The organism is Serratia sp. NPDC078593, from assembly GCF_050268245.1.
In the GTDB taxonomy this organism is placed as follows: Bacteria; Pseudomonadota; Gammaproteobacteria; order Enterobacterales; family Enterobacteriaceae; genus JBNNGK01.
Window position 1 is genome coordinate 112,477 of sequence record NZ_JBNNGK010000001.1, and the last position, 17,703, is coordinate 130,179.

Here is a 17,703-nt window from a genome sequence, read left to right on the forward strand (position 1 = left end):
AGATAATTCTGCTCACGCACAAGAAACACGCTGCCAAATTCAGCACTTTTATTATTCCCATGCAGCAAAATTAGTTATCTCAATTGCTATCCATTAAAGATAACAATTGAGCATCATCCAATATAAATTTGGTTCAACAGTGCGCACCTTTGTGCCCTGAATAATACCTAAATCACCAGATAAAGAGACACTGATGGCATACTAACAATTTAGTAGCAACGGCACCCAAGTAATAGACTCAGTCTGTTTACCCGCTTCTACAATGAATAAGACCACAAAAATAGATATTGAACAATCATGCAATATAAAAATGAATGCTTTTACCACCAACCCATTTCATCTTCCCGCAAGTTTCTTTAATGATAATTTGCATAACATATAGTTTCTATAAAAATCATTTGCAGCATAAATATCCTTAACCTCACAAAGCTCTCTATACGATCTTCAATATCAAAGAGAATTTTAACGTAGCAGCCTCGAGAAGCAATGCGGTATCGCAATATTCGGGCTATTTATGCTAAAAACCTCGCAAAGCTGTCGATTTTTTTAACCTGAATACGACTTTTTTTTCCGAACTTTACTCTGTTGAGCATTTTGACTTATTAGCTATCGAATCCTATGCCTTGTTTTCACTCAAGTGTTGACATCACTCAGTGAATAAAGTATCAAATTAAGCAACGCACACGACAAGAGAAGTTGAATCACATGATCCGTATGACTCTCCTACTAGGCCTACTACTTAACGCATCTTCATTGCGCGGTATGCCAGTGGGCAGAGTTCGGGGCTGATTCAGCCACTCACCCATAAGAAACCCGCGCTACTGCGCGGGTTTTTTTTTGCCCGCTTAGCGTGAATCTCACACGATAAGGAACAAAACGATGAGCCAGCAAGTCATTATTTTCGATACCACACTGCGTGATGGCGAACAGGCATTGCAAGCCAGTCTGAGCGTAAAAGAGAAGATTCAGATCGCTATGGCGCTGGAAAGAATGGGTGTTGACGTCATGGAAGTCGGTTTCCCGGTTTCTTCTCCCGGCGATTTTGAATCTGTGCAGACCATTGCACGCCAGATCAAAAACAGCCGGGTGTGTGGTTTAGCACGTTGTGTCGATAAGGACATTGACGTCGCGGCCGAAGCGCTGCGCGTCGCCGACGCCTTCCGTATTCACGTGTTTCTGGCCACTTCAACCTTGCACATCGAATCAAAATTAAAACGTTCCTTCGACGAAGTGCTGGCAATGGCGGTACGTTCGGTAAAACGTGCACGTAACTACACCGATGATGTCGAATTCTCCTGTGAAGATGCAGGTCGTACCCCCATCGACAATTTATGTCGCGTTGTCGAAGCGGCAATCAATGCGGGGGCTACCACCATTAATATTCCAGATACCGTTGGCTACACTACCCCTAATCAGTTTGGCGGTATTATCACCACTTTGTATGATCGTGTTCCTAACATTGATAAAGCCATTATTTCCGTCCACTGCCATGATGATCTGGGCATGGCTGTTGGTAACTCTATCGCGGCGGTACAAGCCGGAGCCCGGCAGGTAGAAGGTACGCTGAACGGGATTGGTGAACGCGCCGGTAACACGTCGTTAGAAGAAGTGATCATGGCGATCAAAGTGCGCCAGGACATCATGAATGTGCACACCAACATCAATCATCAGGAAATTTATCGCACCAGCCAATTGGTCAGCCAACTGTGTAATATGCCGATTCCTGCTAACAAGGCCATCGTCGGCACCAATGCGTTTGCACACTCTTCCGGCATTCACCAAGACGGTGTGCTGAAGAACCGCGAAAACTACGAAATCATGTCGCCACAGACCATCGGTCTGAAAGACGTACAGCTGAATCTGACCTCCCGTTCTGGCCGCGCAGCGGTGAAACACCGTATGGAAGAGATGGGCTATCAAGAACAAGATTACAATCTGGATAGCCTGTACGCCGCGTTCCTGAAACTGGCCGATAAAAAAGGCCAGGTATTTGACTACGACCTGGAAGCGTTGGCGTTCATTAATAAACAACAGGAAGAACCTGAGCATTTCAGTCTGGATTACTTTAGCGTGCAGTCCGGCAGCAGCATTATGGCAACCGCCTCCGTTAAATTAATCTGCGGCGGCGAAGAGAAGGCTGAGGCGGCCACCGGCAATGGCCCGGTTGACGCGGTATATCAGGCCATCAATCGTATTACCGACTATCCAATCGAACTGGTGAAATACCAGTTGACGGCCAAAGGCCAAGGTCGTGATGCGCTGGGTCAGGTCGATATTGTGGTTTCCTATAACGGCCGTCGCTTCCACGGCGTCGGGTTGGCAACCGACATCGTAGAATCCTCCGCCAAAGCGATGATTCACGTATTGAATAATATTTGGCGCTCTCAGCAGGTAGAAAAAGAAAAGCAGCGTCTGCAACAAAACAAACATCAAAATAATCAGGAAACGGTGTGAACATGACGAAGACTTACCACATTGCCGTCTTACCCGGAGACGGAATCGGCCCGGAAGTAATGGCTCAGGCACGCAAAGTATTGGCTGCAGTCCGCCAACGCTTTGATATTCGAATCACTGAGGCCGAATACGACGTGGGTGGCATTGCCATCGATCGCCATGGCAGCCCACTGCCCACGGCGACCGTCGAGGGGTGTGAGCAGGCTGATGCGATTTTATTCGGTTCGGTAGGTGGCCCCAAATGGGAACATCTGCCGCCGGCAGAACAACCTGAGCGCGGTGCTTTGCTACCGCTGCGTAAACATTTCAAATTGTTCAGCAACCTGCGCCCGGCACGCCTGTATCAAGGGCTGGAAGCCTTTTGCCCCTTGCGTGCCGACATCGCGGCTAACGGCTTCGACATTTTATGCGTGCGTGAATTAACCGGTGGCATCTATTTTGGTCAGCCAAAAGGCCGTGAAGGCCAAGGTATGCAGGAGCGCGCTTTTGATACTGAGGTTTATCATCGCTTCGAGATCGAGCGTATTGCGCGTATTGCTTTTGAATCGGCGCGCAAACGCCGCAATAAAGTGACGTCTATCGATAAAGCCAATGTGTTACAAAGCTCTATTCTGTGGCGTGAAGTGGTTAATGAGGTCGCCAAAGATTATCCTGACGTTTCACTGTCACATATGTACATCGATAACGCCACCATGCAGTTGATTAAGGATCCGGCGCAATTCGATGTCCTGCTGTGCTCTAATCTGTTTGGCGACATTCTGTCCGATGAGTGCGCCATGATTACCGGCTCGATGGGCATGCTGCCTTCTGCTAGCTTGAACGAGGCGGGATTCGGCCTGTATGAACCTGCTGGCGGTTCCGCACCGGATATTGCGGGCAAAGGCATCGCCAACCCGATCGCCCAAATCCTGTCGGCAACCCTGCTGTTGCGTTACAGCTTGGGGGCTGACGACGCTGCCGATGCGGTCGAACGCGCGATCAATCAGGCTCTGGAACAAGGTTACCGCACCGCCGATTTGGCTGGTGACGGCAAGGCGATCAGTACCGATGAAATGGGCGACATTATCGCTCACTTTGTGACTCAGGGGGCATAACATGGCCAAGACGTTATATCAGAAATTATATGATGCCCACGTGGTGTATCAAGCGCCCAACGAAACGCCGTTGCTGTATATCGATCGCCATCTGGTACATGAAGTCACCTCCCCGCAGGCATTTGATGGCCTGCGAGCAATGGGCCGTAAAGTGCGCCAACCGGGCAAAACCTTCGCCACGATGGATCACAACGTCTCTACGCAGACCAAAGACATCAACGCCAGCGGCGAAATGGCGCGGATTCAAATGCAGGAGCTTATCAAGAACTGTGCCGAATTCGGCGTTTCACTGTATGACTTGAATCACCCATTCCAAGGCATCGTGCACGTTATCGGGCCTGAGCAAGGTATGACACTGCCGGGTATGACTATCGTTTGCGGTGATTCTCATACCGCCACTCACGGCGCGTTTGGCTCATTGGCATTTGGTATCGGGACTTCCGAAGTCGAACACGTATTAGCGACCCAAACTCTGAAGCAAAGCCGCGCCAAGACGATGAAAATTGAGGTCACCGGCGTAGCGGCAGAAGGCATCACCGCCAAAGATATCGTGCTGGCGGTGATCGGTAAAACGGGTAGCGCAGGCGGTACCGGTCATGTTGTGGAGTTCTGTGGTCAAGCGATCGAACAGCTCAGCATGGAGGGCCGCATGACGCTGTGCAATATGGCGATCGAGATGGGTGCCAAAGCGGGTCTGGTTGCACCGGATGACACCACCTTCGCCTATCTGAAGGGCCGTCAGTTTGCGCCTACTGGTGAAAACTGGGAGCAAGCCGTGGCTTACTGGCGCACGTTAAAATCTGACGATGATGCCCAGTTCGACAGCGTCGTTACCCTGCGCGCCGAAGATATTGCACCACAGGTCACTTGGGGCACCAACCCAGGCCAAGTCATTGCCGTTAATCAGGTTATTCCGGCTCCAGAGTCATTCAACGATCCGGTGGAACGCGCTTCGGCAGAAAAAGCCTTGGCGTATATGGATCTGAAACCGGGTATTAAACTGACTGAGGTACCGATCGATAAGGTCTTCATTGGTTCTTGCACCAACTCACGTATTGAGGATTTACGTGCCGCTGCGGCCATCGCCAAAGGCCGTAAAGTGGCCAGCGGCGTGCAGGCCATTGTGGTGCCGGGTTCTGGCCCGGTCAAAGCACAGGCTGAAGCCGAAGGATTAGATAAGATCTTTATCGAAGCGGGGTTCGAGTGGCGCTTGCCCGGTTGCTCAATGTGCCTGGCCATGAACAACGATCGCTTAAATCCTGGTGAGCGCTGTGCATCCACCAGCAACCGTAACTTTGAAGGACGCCAAGGGCGTGGCGGGCGTACGCATTTGGTCAGCCCTGCGATGGCCGCCGCCGCTGCCGTTAGCGGCCATTTCGCCGACATCCGTGAATTGCACTAAGGAGCACCACCGTGGCTAAATTTACTCAACATACAGGCATCGTGGTGCCATTGGATGCGGCAAACGTCGATACCGACGCCATTATTCCGAAACAATTCTTACAGAAAGTGACGCGTACCGGTTTCGGCCAGCATCTGTTCAACGACTGGCGCTTTCTGGATGATGCCGGCCAACAGCCTAACCCTGACTTCGTGCTGAACAAACCACGCTATCAAGGTGCGAGCATTCTACTGGCTCGGGAAAATTTTGGCTGCGGCTCGTCACGTGAACATGCGCCGTGGGCGCTGACCGATTACGGTTTCAGCGTGGTGATTGCACCCAGCTTTGCCGACATCTTCTACGGCAACGCGTTTAACAATCAGCTGTTGCCGGTGACGTTGAGCGAGCAAGACGTTGATACGTTGTTCAAGCTGGTCGCAGAACACGAAGGCATTGAGTTTACCGTCGATTTAGAAAACCAGACGGTAAACGCCGGTGGCAACAGCTATTCGTTTGAAATCGACAGCTTCCGCCGCCACTGCATGATCAACGGATTGGATAGCATCGGGCTGACGCTGCAACACGAAGCAGATATCACTCAGTACGAAGCCAAGCTTCCCGACTTCCTGAACTGATTGCCAACGGTTCCCGCCAAACGGCGGGAATCGTTGCGGTTGATGGCAACGTCTTGCGATAGCTCGGGGGCCTCAGCTTGGTATAACCGATGGCTTACGCCACAACGTCACTATCGCCACGCGCCCTCTAATAACTGGCTTTGTAGCCGTCCGTTGTTTACCAATAGCCTAACCACTTCCACCACACCCCGCCAATGACTAACCAAATCAGCAGGTTGACGATACTCATCACCAAGCCCGTTTTCCACCACTCGGCCAACGTCACGTAGCCCGAACCAAAAATAATCGGGGCGGTACCGGTGGCATAATGGGTTAACGACATCATCAATGACGATGAGAAAGCCAGAATCAGACCAAGCAACATCGGCGGCGCGCCAAGCGCGATCCCCGCAGCAAAGAACGCAGCAAACATGGCGGTCACGTGTGCGGTAGTGCTGGCAAAGAAATAGTGCGAATAGAGATAAATCAACGTTAACAGCAACGTTCCCCCCACCCAACTCATGCCCATATGGGCAATACCCGTGCCGACCGTTTGTGACAGCCAAGCGATAAGCCCAAGTTTGCCCAAAAACGTCGCCATCATCACCAGCGCAGAAAACCACACCACCGTATCCCATGCGCCTTTGTGCTTTAAAATATCATCCCAACTGAGCACGCCACTACCCAGCAACACCGCCAGCCCAATCAACGCAGCGGTCGTTGGGTTTACCGCTAACGCTGGGCCAAAGATCATCGCCGGAATGCCTGCCCACAACACCAATAACAGCGCAAACACGGCCAGGGTAATTTTCTCTGCACGCGTCACCGCTCCCAGCGACCGTAGTTTTTCCTGCGCGAAGTGCGGCGCATCTGGCGTACTTTTTATTTCCGGCGAATAAAGTAAATAAATCACCAACGGCATCACAATCAACGCGCAAATCCCCGGCACCAACGCCGCCAGCGCCCACGTGCCCCAAGTCAGCTCAACGCTATCGTGAGTACCTTTAGCGATAAGGCTAACCACTAATGGGTTAGGAGCCGTCGCGGTGATAAACATCGCCGATGTGATGGGGTTGATGTTGTAATTCACCAGCGACAGATAACGCCCGATTTTCCCCGACGTGTTGAGAGCGGGCGAAGAACCAAAACTGTCGGCGATCGACTTCATGATGGGGTGAATAATCCCGCCACCGCGCGCGGTATTGCTCGGCGTCACCGGAGCGAGTGTGGTTTCCGCCAGCGTTAACGCATAGGCAATGCCCAGCGTTTTCTTGCCAAACAACGAAATAAAGTAATAGCCAATCCGCCCCCCCAAGCCGGTTTTATTTAGGCTCAGTGAAATCATGATCGAGAAACCAATCAGCCAAATCAACGGATTGGAGAACCCGCTCAGCGCGTCACTCAACGCTGCCGAGGGATTACCGGGATGCGTAACCTGAGTGAGCGCTACCAAGGCCATGGCAATGATCGAAACCGCCCCAATTGGCATCGCTTTGCCAATAATGGCAATAATGGTGCCGATAAACAGCGCCAGTAGTTGCCAGGCATTTGATTCAACGCCGTCGGGTACCGGAATGACGAACCAGATAAATAGCGCAGCGGAGACTGCAATCAAGGAGGGAACCGGTTTGAGCGGCGTTAGTTTGTCCATAACACACCCGTTTTCAACGAAGCGACATCTCAGTGACAAGATGGCCAGCGCACAGCGCGCGGCAAGTGGATTTAGCTTGGGGGAATGGTGTTAGCGCCTCAATGACATACATCAATGATAGCGACATTAGCCATCATACTTCACGTACGCGGCTGCATAACCACAGTGAGAGTGCAGCCAGCAGCACCGCCAGCCAATACACCGCATAATGGCCGAGATTTTCGACCAGCGCACCTTGTAAAATCCCTGCCAGAATCACACCGGTGGAAATACTGTTGGTGAATAGGGTGGTGGCGGCACCTGGCCGACCCGGCATTAAATCCTGAAAATACAGCATGCCAATCCCGGCGATAATACCGATGAAAATGGCATTGAATAATTGTAACGCGATCAACGCCGACTTGAACTGAAACAGCACCAAACCGGCATAAAACAGGATGCCAGCCGTCACAGCAAACAACATCATCTTGCGCTTGCCAAAACGTTTGACCACATATCCCGCCAACAGCATTGCCGGAATTTCCAGCCCAGCGGCAGTCCCCATCAACAAGCCAGCCAACCGCTCTGGCAGCCCAAGATCCTGAGTAATGTACAGTGGCATATCAATGATATACATGGTGTTGCACGTCCACATCAGCATTGATGCCAAGAATAACCGGCGCACATCTCGGTTGCGCCAGGCGCTAGGCGGTGCGATCGGGGATACGTTCAGGCTGCCAGTTTGCGCTTCGCGCGGTACTGACGGCAAACAAAACCATACCAACAACCCGCTGAGGACAAAAATGCCTGCGGCAATCAAGAACATCACGGTAAAGCCGTAGTTCAGCGCCAAAGTAAATGACAACGGTGGCCCAATGACCCAAGCCAATGATAGCTGAGCACGCATTACCGAACTGAACATCACCACTTCACGTGCCGAACTATCGGCATATTCACGCGCCAAGGCAAAAATTTGCGGCATCGCAGTATTGGCGATCGCCGCCAGCAGCACCCCGGCGGTAATCAGCGTCAAATAATCCCGATTAAAGGCAAACAGCGTACAGTTACCAACCGCCATCAGGCAGCAGAGCAAAATCAGTTTACGGCGATCGCCCCGCGTATCTGAACGTTTTGCCAGCAAAAAGCTAACGATAATGCCAGCAACGGCGTTAACGGTATAAAACAGCCCGACCCACAGTGGCCGAACGTTAACCTCCGTCGTCAAAAACAGGCTCAACGTTGGCGCTTGTAAGGCTCCCGCAATACCGGAAAGAAAAGCGACAATCAGGAAAGCAGCAAAAACAGGATTAAAACGGTGCAGCCACCCACGTTTAACATTCATACCCGCATCCCTGATCAGAGGTAAAAAGGTTATGCTACAGAAGGACATGCCGAGAATAAAGCCACGAGAGACGATAAAAAAACCAGTGGGTTACCCCACTGGCTGGTGAAGAGCACCATTACTCAGAAACCGGTTATACCCAAGATAATTCGAGTTGCTTGTAGGCGGCAACTGAATGAGTCCCTGGGAGCATAGCCAACTATGTGACCAGGGTGAAGGAAGGCAGCCAACACCCAAGCAACGTGAAGTATGAAGGGTCTATTCATTATCCTTCACGCTGCACCGTAGCCAGCCTCACAGCGCAGCTCAAATTATTTCAAGTGCCAACCTCTGCTACTTAGAGGCGTTCACGATATTGTTCATCCGTCAGCGTCGGCGTATCCCACTGGGTTAAATGAGCCAGCATCTCCATGCGTGCCTGCGGCGGTATCAACGTCAACCAGTCGGCATGTTGGCGGTTAATCGCGGCGAAATAACGCTGATAAAACTGCTTCGACAATAAAATCTTCATAAGCCGTCCCCCTTTCAATGGATAAAAGTATCGGCGTAATATAGGGAAAGATAAATTGACGAGTTCATCGCGGAGCGTTCCTCTTTTATGTCAACTTCACGCCTGCAACAACAGTTCATCCGCCTGTGGCAACGCTGCCACGGCGAGACCACCGAAACCACGCTGCAAGAACTGGCCGAGGTACTCAGTTGTTCACGCCGCCACGTCCGCTCGTTGCTGGGTGCCATGCAGCGAGAAGGTTGGCTCACTTGGCAGGCGGAAGTCGGGCGCGGCAAGCGCTCGCAGCTCATCTTCAATTACACCGGTCTGGCTCTACAGCAACAACGTGCAGAGGCGTTACTCGAACAGGATCATATCGATCAGTTGGTGCAATTAGTCGGCGATAAAAGTGTGGTACGCCAGATGCTGTTGTCGCAACTTGGCCGCAGTTTCCGCCAAGGTAAGCACATCTTACGCGTGTTGTACTACCGCCAACTCTATAACCTCTTACCCGGATCGGCGCTGCGCCGCTCAGAAACGCACCTAGCGCGGCAGATTTTCAGCGGATTGACGCGAATAAATGAGGAAAATGGGGAACTCGAAGCCGATCTGTCTCACCACTGGCAAGCCTTAACCCCGCTACATTGGCGCTTTTATCTGCGGCCAGTGATTCATTTTCATCATGGCCGTGAGTTGGAGATGGAGGACGTGATCTTATCACTCGCAAGGTTAATCCCTCAGCCACTGTTTTCACATCTCGATCGCGTCACGTCACCAACGACCAATGTTATCGATGTTCACTTACATACCCCTGACTACTGGTTGCCTTGGCTGCTGGGCAGCGTACATGCGATGATTTTGCCGCGCGAATGGCACAATCTGCCGGATTTCGCCCGTCACCCGATTGGCACTGGTCCCTACCGCGTAGTACGTAACCATCAAAACCAGATGAAAATTCACGCTTTTGATGATTATTTTGGCTTTCGCGCACTGATTGACGAGGTCAATATCTGGGTACTGCCTGAGGTAACGGAGGAGTTGGTGCACTCCGGCGTACAGTTACAGGCTGACGACACCGTTAACAACGAGCTGGAAAGTCGGTTGGAAGAAGGGTGTTATTTCTTACTGTTCGATCAGCGCTCAGCGCAGTGTCGCGATCCGGCGATCCGCCGTTGGCTATGCGAACTGATCAACCCTATTGCGTTACTGAGCCACGCGGATCCGGTATACCAACGTTATTGGTCACCCGCCTATGGCATTTTACCGCGCTGGCATCACAACTGTGAACTGGGGCAGCAACCCAAACCGCAAGGATTAACCGAACTGACGTTGACCTATTACGGCGAGCATTCCGAGTTTTACGCCATCAGCGGAGCCATTGAACCCTTGTTAGCGGCGCACGGCATCAAGTTGAATGTGCAAATTATCGATTATCAACAATGGCACCAAGGCGATGCGCACAGCGATCTGTGGCTGGGCAGCGCTAACTTCTATTTACCGTTGGAATTTTCGCTATTCGCAACGCTGTACGAACTGCCATTGATGCAACACTGCATGAGTGAAGATCTCAGCCAGGATGCCACAATGTGGCGAGATAACCGCTTGCCGTTGGCTGAGTTCTGTCAGCGATTAGTGAATCAGCATCATTTGCATCCGTTGTTCCACCACTGGCTGAAACTGCACGGCCAGCGCAGTATGCGCGGCGTTCGCATGAATACGCTTGGCTGGTTTGATTTTAAATCGGCCTGGTTTGCGCCACCGGAAGCATAATCGTCTTTCACCGATGCAACTTACTCTTTACAATAGCGCCGTCTCAACGGGGTGCAGAAACAATTTTTGCTGAGATATACCCACACAACGGCGTTGCGGCCACACGGCAACCACGCCATTGATAAAGGGGATAAACCCGTCGAACCTGATCCGGTCAATACCGGCGGAGGGATTTGAGCATGGCAGCCGCAGCTGCCCTCAGAGACCTTGCCCCTATTATTACAGGAGTGCAAAGTGATCAAAAAATACCTGCCCTGCCTCTTTTTGCTGCTCGCAGCACCCGCATTGGCAAAAGAAACCCTGACGGTTTACACCTACGATTCGTTCGCCGCCGAATGGGGCCCGGGCTCTGCCATCAAAAAAGCCTTCGAAGCAGAGTGCGACTGTGAACTGAAGTTTGTCGCACTGGAAGATGGCGTGTCATTGCTCAATCGGCTACGTATGGAAGGCAAAAACAGCAAGGCAGACGTGGTGCTGGGATTAGACAATAACCTGTTGCACGCCGCTCAGCAGACCGATCTGTTTGCACCTAGCGATATTGATAACAGTAAACTCACGCTGCCCGGCGGTTGGCAGAACAAAACCTTCGTCCCCTATGATTACGGCTATTTCGCCTTCGTTTACAACAAACAGACGCTGAAGCATCCGCCCAAAAGCCTCAAAGAGCTGATCAGTAGCCCACACCCTTGGAAAGTGATCTATCAGGATCCGCGCACCAGCACGCCGGGGTTGGGACTGCTGCTTTGGATACAGAAAGTCTATGGCGATCAGGCACCGCTTGCGTGGCAGCAATTGGCGAAAAAAACCGTTACCGTTACCAAAGGCTGGAGCGAGGCCTACGGTTTATTCCTGAAAGGCGAAGGCGATTTGGTACTGAGCTACACCACATCCCCGGCCTATCATCTGATCGAAGAGAAAAAGGACACCTACGCAGCGGCCAATTTTAGCGAAGGTCACTATTTGCAAGTTGAAGTAGCCGGTAAGCTAAAAGCCAGTAAGCACCCTCAATTAGCGGAACGCTTCATGCAATTTATTGTGACCCCCGCGTTCCAGAATACCCTTCCAACGGGCAACTGGATGTACCCGGTGATCAACACGTCTCTGCCGTCCGGTTTTGAACGCATGACCGTGCCACAAACCGCATTGCAATACAGCGCGGAAGAGGTCGCGAAACAACGCAGCAACTGGATACGCGCATGGCAAACCGCCGTCAGCCAGTGATCCCACGTTGGCTATGGCCCGGGCTAGTGGCCGCCAGCGTTATTTTGCTGGTCGCCTTGCTGGCCTTCGGCTCGCTGTGGCGTCATGCGCCGCAAAGCGACTGGCGTGCTATTTGGCAGGATAGTTATTTGTGGCACGTGGTGCGCTTCACCTTCTGGCAGGCTCTGCTGTCCGCATTGATCTCGGTGTTGCCCGCCATTGCGTTGGCGCGCGCGCTGTATCGCCGCCGTTTTCTTGGCCGCACGCTGCTACTTCGGCTGTGCGCCATGACACTGGTATTGCCAGTGTTGGTTGCGGTGTTTGGGCTGCTCACCGTTTATGGCCGTCAGGGATGGTTAGCAACCCTGTGCGGCTGGTTGAGCGTGGAATATCATTTTTCGCCGTACGGGCTGCAAGGTATTCTGCTGGCACATCTGTTTTTCAACCTGCCGTTAGCCACCCGTCTGCTGTTACAAGCGCTGGAAAACGTTCCGGTAGAACAGCGCCAATTGGCGGCGCAGTTAGGCATGAACGGTTGGCAACAGTTTCGCTTTGTCGAATGGCCCGCACTACGTCGTCAAATTTTACCGAGTGGCGCACTGATTTTCATGTTGTGCTTCGCCAGTTTCGCCACCGTGTTGTCACTGGGCGGCGGGCCGCAGGCCACCACTATCGAACTGGCGATCTATCAGGCATTAAGCTACGACTACGATCTCAGCCGCGCCGCATTACTGGCTTTGATTCAATTAACCTGCTGTCTGGGGTGGGTGATACTCAGCCAACGGCTGAGTCAGGCGCTACCGGTTGGCAATACGCAGGCCTTCCACTGGCGCAATCCGGAAGATAACCGTTGGCAACGCGCTACGGATTGCCTGCTGATCGTCGCCGCCTTGCTCTTGTTACTGCCTCCGCTACTGGCGGTCGTGGTGGACGGCGCCAATCAGGGGATGCTCCGCGTCTTGCAACAGCCAGTTTTATGGCAGGCATTATTGACCTCGTTGCGTATTGCGATTGGCGCCGGTTTACTGTGTGTCGTATTGACCATGATGCTGCTGTGGAGCAGCCGCGAACTGAAATTACGGCAGCGTCTGCGCTGGGGGCAAATGCTAGAACTGAGTGGGATGGTCATCCTAGCGATGCCAGGTATCGTGTTGGCGACCGGTTTTTTCTTGCTGTTTAGCGATACGTTAGGACTGCCGCAATCCCCTTATGCACTGGTGATATTGACCAATGCGCTGATGGCAGTTCCTTACGCATTAAAAGTATTGGATAACCCGATGCGCGACGTAGCAGAACGCTACAATCCGCTGTGTCTGTCGCTGGGGATGCAAGGTTGGCAACGGCTGCGTTGGATCGAATTGAAAGCCCTGCGCCGCCCACTGTCGCAAGCGCTCGCCTTCGCCTGTGTCCTATCAATTGGCGATTTCGGCGTGGTGGCCTTGTTTGGCAATGAGCAATTTCGTACCCTGCCTTTCTATCTTTATCAACAAATTGGTGCCTATCGCAGCAACGACGGTGCCATTACCGCGCTGTTATTGTTAATACTGTGCTTCCTGTTATTCACCCTGATTGAACGCTTACCGGGCCGCAATGATAAAGCTTGAGAAACTCACTTACCTGTATGAACACTTGCCGATGCGGTTTGATCTGAGCATCCAGCCGGGCGAACGCGTGGCGGTGCTCGGCCCCAGCGGCGCGGGAAAAAGCACGTTGCTCAGCCTGATTGCCGGCTTTTTGCCCGCAACCAGCGGCACACTGCGACTCAACGGCAACGACCATACCCATACGTCACCGTCAAAAAGACCGGTCTCGATGCTATTTCAGGAAAATAACCTGTTTGCCCATCTGACGGTAAGACAAAACATCGGATTAGGGCTGGATCCCGGCTTACGCTTGAACCTTCAGCAACACCAGCACGTCGAGCGCATTGCCGAACAGGTCGGGCTCAACGACCACCTACCACGCTTACCTTCGCAACTGTCTGGCGGCCAGCGCCAACGTGCGGCATTGGCGCGTTGCCTCATTCGTCAACAGCCGATCCTGTTGCTTGATGAACCCTTTTCAGCGCTCGATCCCGCCTTGCGCAGTGACATGTTGCAACGGCTAGATGAGGTGTGTCACCAGCGCAACCTGACATTGCTGATGGTGTCGCATAACCTAGATGATGCCGCTCGCATCGCCCAACGCACGCTGCTGGTGGTCGATGGGCGAATCTATTACGACGGCCCGACTCAAGCGCTGCTCGATGGCAGCGCGGCTGAAGCCAGCATATTGGGTATAGCGATTAAAGCGTGATCTGGCGCGCGTTTTTTATGCTGCGCCAATAAACCTGTTGTGCGAATTTTGCACCTGTGGTTTTATAAAATTCTGTATTTCATTACTGATGATAAGGTTCCCTGTGATCGCATCCTCGCTGACTTCGACCCTACTTATTACCGCGCTACCCGCCGCGGTGGTCGTCGTGCGTGTGGTGGTGGTCGTCGGCAATGCGCCGTAGGGTCTGAATCAACGCATCGATTCCCAAACCCCGCCGGCGCAAACCGGGCGGGGTTTCTTGTTTCTATACCCTGCTCAGCGAAGCGAACCGGCTCTGAGAAAAGGATAGGAACATGGCAATTTCGGATACACCTCATCCACGGCAGCGCTTTACCGGCGCCCAGTTGATTGTCTATCTGCTGGAGCGTCAAGGCATCACTACCGTCGCCGGTATTCCCGGAGGCGCAGCACTACCGCTGTATGACGCACTGAGCCAAAGCCATAAGATTCACCACGTTTTGGCCCGTCATGAGCAGGGAGCTGGCTTTATGGCACAAGGCATGGCACGGGCTAACGGCAAAGCAGCGGTGTGTATCGCGTCCAGTGGGCCAGGTGCTACCAACTTGGTTACCGCCATTGCCGATGCCAAACTCGATTCAATTCCGCTGGTGTGCATCACCGGGCAGGTGCCCTCTTCAATGATCGGCACCGACGCGTTCCAAGAAGTGGATACCTACGGCATTTCTATCCCGATCACGAAACATAATCATCTGGTACGCGATATCCGCGAGTTACCGCAGGTGATGTACGACGCATTCCGCATCGCGGAATCTGGCCGCCCTGGGCCGGTATGGATCGATATTCCAAAAGACGTACAAACTGCCGAAATCGAACTGGAACAATTACCGCCGATCGCGACGCCCGACCCGGCCCCCGCATTCGCAACCGACGACGTACGCCAAGCGGCAGCCCTGATCAATCAGGCCAAACGGCCTATCTTGTATCTGGGCGGCGGCATCATCTGCGCAGACGCACACCGGGCGGCGTTAACGCTGGCGGAACGTGCCAACTTGCCCACCACCATGACGCTGATGGCGCTGGGCGCAATGCCGGTCGATCACCCGCTGTCACTGGGTATGTTAGGGATGCACGCCGCGCGCAGCACCAACTTTATTTTACAAGAAGCTGACCTGCTGATCGTACTAGGGGCACGTTTTGACGACCGCGCGATCGGTAAAACCGAGCAATTCTGCCCGAATGCGAAAATCATTCACGTCGATATCGACCGCGCCGAGCTGGGTAAAGTCAAACAGCCGCAGGTGGCCATTCATGGCGACGTTGGCCAAGTACTGCAACAGTTACTGCCGCAGATCGATGCGCAGCCGCGCAGTGAATGGCTGACTACCGTGAACGATCTAAAACGCGAGTTTCCATTCAGTATGCCAAACGCCGACGATCCATTGAGCCATTATGGTCTGGTACTGGCAGCCGCGCGCTGCGTTGACGAAAGCGCCATTATCACTACCGACGTCGGTCAGCATCAGATGTGGGTAGCGCAGGCTTACCCACTGCGCCGCCCACGCCAGTGGATGACGTCTGGAGGCCTTGGCACCATGGGATTTGGCCTGCCGACGGCAATTGGTGCCGCACTGGCTGAACCACAGCGCAAAGTGCTGTGTTTTTCCGGTGATGGCAGCCTGATGATGAACATTCAAGAGATGGCCACCGCGGTAGAACACGATCTCGACGTAAAAATCATTCTGATGAACAATCAGGCGCTGGGGTTAGTACACCAGCAACAAACCTTATTTTATCAGCAGCATATTTTTGCCTCTGCCTATCCGAAACGCACTGATTTCATCAAGATCGCCGCCGGTTTCGGCCTGGATACCTGTGATTTGAATGCAGCAGCGGATCCTCACGCGGCGCTGGCAGAAGCCATCCAGCGCCCCGGCCCTTGCCTGATCCACGCGCTGATCGATACCCACGAAAAAGTCTTCCCGATGGTGCCCCCCGGTGCCGCTAACATCGACATGATTGGAGAATAAACCATGCCAGAAGCAAAAAATTCACAGGTGATCCTCGAGCTGGCGGTTCGCAACCATCCGGGTGTGATGTCGCACGTTTGCGGCCTATTTGCTCGTCGCGCCTTCAACGTGGAAGGTATTTTGTGTATGCCGTTAAAAGACGGTAAGCAAAGCCGCATCTGGCTATTGGTCGCCGATGACCAGCGTTTGGTGCAGATGATAAGCCAGGTCGAAAAGCTCGAAGACGTGCTACAGGTAAAACGCCACAGCGAAGACGTGCGGGTATTTGAACAGTTAGAAACGTTTTTCCAATAGGCTTACCGCGCCCTGATACCGGGGCGCGCTGGCATCATTACCCGGCGAGAACTTGCCACAACAGGTGGCGATAAACGGGCATCAAGGGTTGCTGGCACATCACGTAGAAACAGGCAACGGCAGCAACCGTGCTGAGGACGCAAGCAACACGCAAACGTATCGGTGTCAGCCAAGCACTCAACCGATCGGTGCCACGCTTGCTTTCTCGCCACCAACGCCAACTCAGCCACGCGGCTAACCACACCAACACCACGACGGCGAACAATAGCCATTTGAACACTGCGCCATTAGCGCTGGCAGGAATATCGATTGCCACACCCGCCAGAATACCGGGAAAGAAATACACCGGTGGCCACGTAACGCAGCCGATAACGTTCGGCAAGGCAAATTTATAGGGCGGCAGTTCGAGCATCCCCGCGACCATGGGTACCAAGGGGCGCGTCGGCCCCACAAAACGCCCTAGCAATACGGTAAAAATACTGTGCTGATGCAACGCATGTTCCGTACGGTCAAGCATCGCTTTGTGTTTTTTCAAAAATGACCAACGATGCAGCGGCCCTTTGAACGCACGACCAATAAAATAGGAAATCCAGTCACCCAATAAACAACCGACAATCCCCGCCGCCCACGCCAAATAAAAATCCACCTGTCCGCTGCCAATTAGCGCACCAATGCTGGCCATCATCACCGTGCCCGGCAGCAACAAACCCACCAAAGCCAACGATTCCAGAAACGCCACCAGCGCGATCACCATCAAGGTGAAAGCCAATGACTGAGTAATCAGATGCTGCAAATAGGCTTCCATTAAACCTCTATTGAGTATTGAAAATCGCCGGGCCGAAGATTGTCCAGTCAGTGTATAAACGAGTCAACTGCTGAATTGTATGCGTTTTTGGCAGCGTAGCACGACGATAGACAATGACTGTATAAAAAACCATACTGTAACCTAATAATTTAGCGCAACGTCTTCCGCCGCACTCCGCCGGGTATACGCAATTCACCGCGCCACACGGCGGCATACTCAAGAGATCTCACATTGTAACCAAGCGGCCTGAAAGTGAGTCCTAAGAAGCTTACTCCGGTAAGTGACTGGGGATGAACACACACAGCCAACAACGCTGCGGCTTGAG

General features: G+C 52.8%; 15 protein-coding genes and 1 riboswitch. Of the genes, 11 read left to right on the plus strand and 4 right to left on the minus strand.

What is annotated here, in order from left to right; genetic code table 11:
* Positions 1-879 precede the first annotated feature (879 nt).
* From leuA to leuD, 4 genes are read left to right on the plus strand one after another with little or no spacing between them, the layout of a single operon-like run.
* Complete coding sequence (gene leuA, locus ACQKDS_RS00515) at positions 880-2,454, plus strand: 2-isopropylmalate synthase (protein WP_399664866.1); 1,575 nt, start codon at positions 880-882, stop codon at positions 2,452-2,454.
* A gap of 2 nt (positions 2,455-2,456) precedes the next feature.
* A complete protein-coding gene (gene leuB / locus ACQKDS_RS00520) occupies positions 2,457-3,548 on the plus strand; it encodes a 3-isopropylmalate dehydrogenase (protein ID WP_399664864.1) in 1,092 nt (363 codons plus the stop codon).
* A 1-nt stretch (position 3,549) separates the two neighbouring features.
* On the plus strand, positions 3,550-4,950 hold the full coding sequence (gene leuC, locus ACQKDS_RS00525) for a 3-isopropylmalate dehydratase large subunit (RefSeq protein WP_399664861.1): 1,401 nt from the start codon (positions 3,550-3,552) through the stop codon (positions 4,948-4,950).
* Positions 4,951-4,961: 11 nt separating this feature from the next.
* Entirely contained in the window at positions 4,962-5,564 is a 603-nt protein-coding gene (gene leuD, locus ACQKDS_RS00530) for a 3-isopropylmalate dehydratase small subunit (RefSeq protein WP_399664858.1), read from the plus strand.
* Between the two features lie 157 nt (positions 5,565-5,721).
* Here leuD and ACQKDS_RS00535 read toward each other — a convergent pair whose 3' ends face one another.
* The 3 genes from ACQKDS_RS00535 to sgrT all read right to left on the minus strand — a co-directional run bounded on the left by ACQKDS_RS00535 (position 5,722) and on the right by sgrT (position 9,026).
* Complete coding sequence (locus tag ACQKDS_RS00535) at positions 5,722-7,194, minus strand: DASS family sodium-coupled anion symporter (protein WP_399664855.1); 1,473 nt, start codon at positions 7,192-7,194, stop codon at positions 5,722-5,724.
* A 133-nt stretch (positions 7,195-7,327) separates the two neighbouring features.
* Positions 7,328-8,515 (minus strand): sugar efflux transporter, encoded by a 1,188-nt coding sequence (locus ACQKDS_RS00540; RefSeq protein ID WP_399664852.1) that lies wholly within the window; start codon positions 8,513-8,515, stop codon positions 7,328-7,330.
* Positions 8,516-8,852: 337 nt separating this feature from the next.
* The gene (gene sgrT / locus ACQKDS_RS00545; protein ID WP_399664849.1) at positions 8,853-9,026 is read right to left on the minus strand and encodes a glucose uptake inhibitor SgrT; all 174 of its coding nucleotides are present in this window, start codon (positions 9,024-9,026) and stop codon (positions 8,853-8,855) included.
* Between the two features lie 87 nt (positions 9,027-9,113).
* Between sgrT and sgrR the strand changes: the two genes are divergently transcribed.
* The 7 genes from sgrR (at position 9,114) to ilvN (ending at position 16,573) form a co-directional block, all read left to right on the plus strand.
* Positions 9,114-10,775: an HTH-type transcriptional regulator SgrR gene (sgrR, locus tag ACQKDS_RS00550; RefSeq protein ID WP_399664846.1), complete on the plus strand. Its 1,662-nt coding sequence runs from the start codon at positions 9,114-9,116 to the stop codon at positions 10,773-10,775.
* A gap of 37 nt (positions 10,776-10,812) precedes the next feature.
* Positions 10,813-10,965: riboswitch (TPP riboswitch) on the plus strand.
* A 44-nt stretch (positions 10,966-11,009) separates the two neighbouring features.
* Positions 11,010-11,996, plus strand: a complete 987-nt coding sequence (gene thiB / locus ACQKDS_RS00555) for a thiamine ABC transporter substrate binding subunit (RefSeq protein WP_399664843.1) — start codon at positions 11,010-11,012, stop codon at positions 11,994-11,996.
* Entirely contained in the window at positions 11,972-13,579 is a 1,608-nt protein-coding gene (thiP, locus tag ACQKDS_RS00560) for a thiamine/thiamine pyrophosphate ABC transporter permease ThiP (protein WP_399664840.1), read from the plus strand. Before thiB ends, thiP begins: the two co-directional genes overlap by 25 nt.
* Entirely contained in the window at positions 13,566-14,270 is a 705-nt protein-coding gene (gene thiQ, locus ACQKDS_RS00565) for a thiamine ABC transporter ATP-binding protein ThiQ (RefSeq protein ID WP_399664837.1), read from the plus strand. The genes thiP and thiQ overlap by 14 nt, the downstream gene beginning before the upstream one ends.
* A gap of 88 nt (positions 14,271-14,358) precedes the next feature.
* Positions 14,359-14,472 carry an ilvB operon leader peptide IvbL gene (ivbL, locus tag ACQKDS_RS00570; RefSeq protein WP_218167600.1) on the plus strand — a complete coding sequence of 38 codons (114 nt, stop codon included), beginning with the start codon at positions 14,359-14,361 and terminating at the stop codon, positions 14,470-14,472.
* A 112-nt stretch (positions 14,473-14,584) separates the two neighbouring features.
* Positions 14,585-16,279 carry an acetolactate synthase large subunit gene (gene ilvB / locus ACQKDS_RS00575; protein WP_399664834.1) on the plus strand — a complete coding sequence of 565 codons (1,695 nt, stop codon included), beginning with the start codon at positions 14,585-14,587 and terminating at the stop codon, positions 16,277-16,279.
* Positions 16,280-16,282: 3 nt separating this feature from the next.
* On the plus strand, positions 16,283-16,573 hold the full coding sequence (gene ilvN, locus ACQKDS_RS00580) for an acetolactate synthase small subunit (RefSeq protein WP_399664831.1): 291 nt from the start codon (positions 16,283-16,285) through the stop codon (positions 16,571-16,573).
* 37 nt (positions 16,574-16,610) lie between these two features.
* Here ilvN and ACQKDS_RS00585 read toward each other — a convergent pair whose 3' ends face one another.
* Complete coding sequence (locus ACQKDS_RS00585; protein ID WP_399664828.1) at positions 16,611-17,378, minus strand: DedA family protein; 768 nt, start codon at positions 17,376-17,378, stop codon at positions 16,611-16,613.
* Positions 17,379-17,703 lie beyond the last annotated feature (325 nt).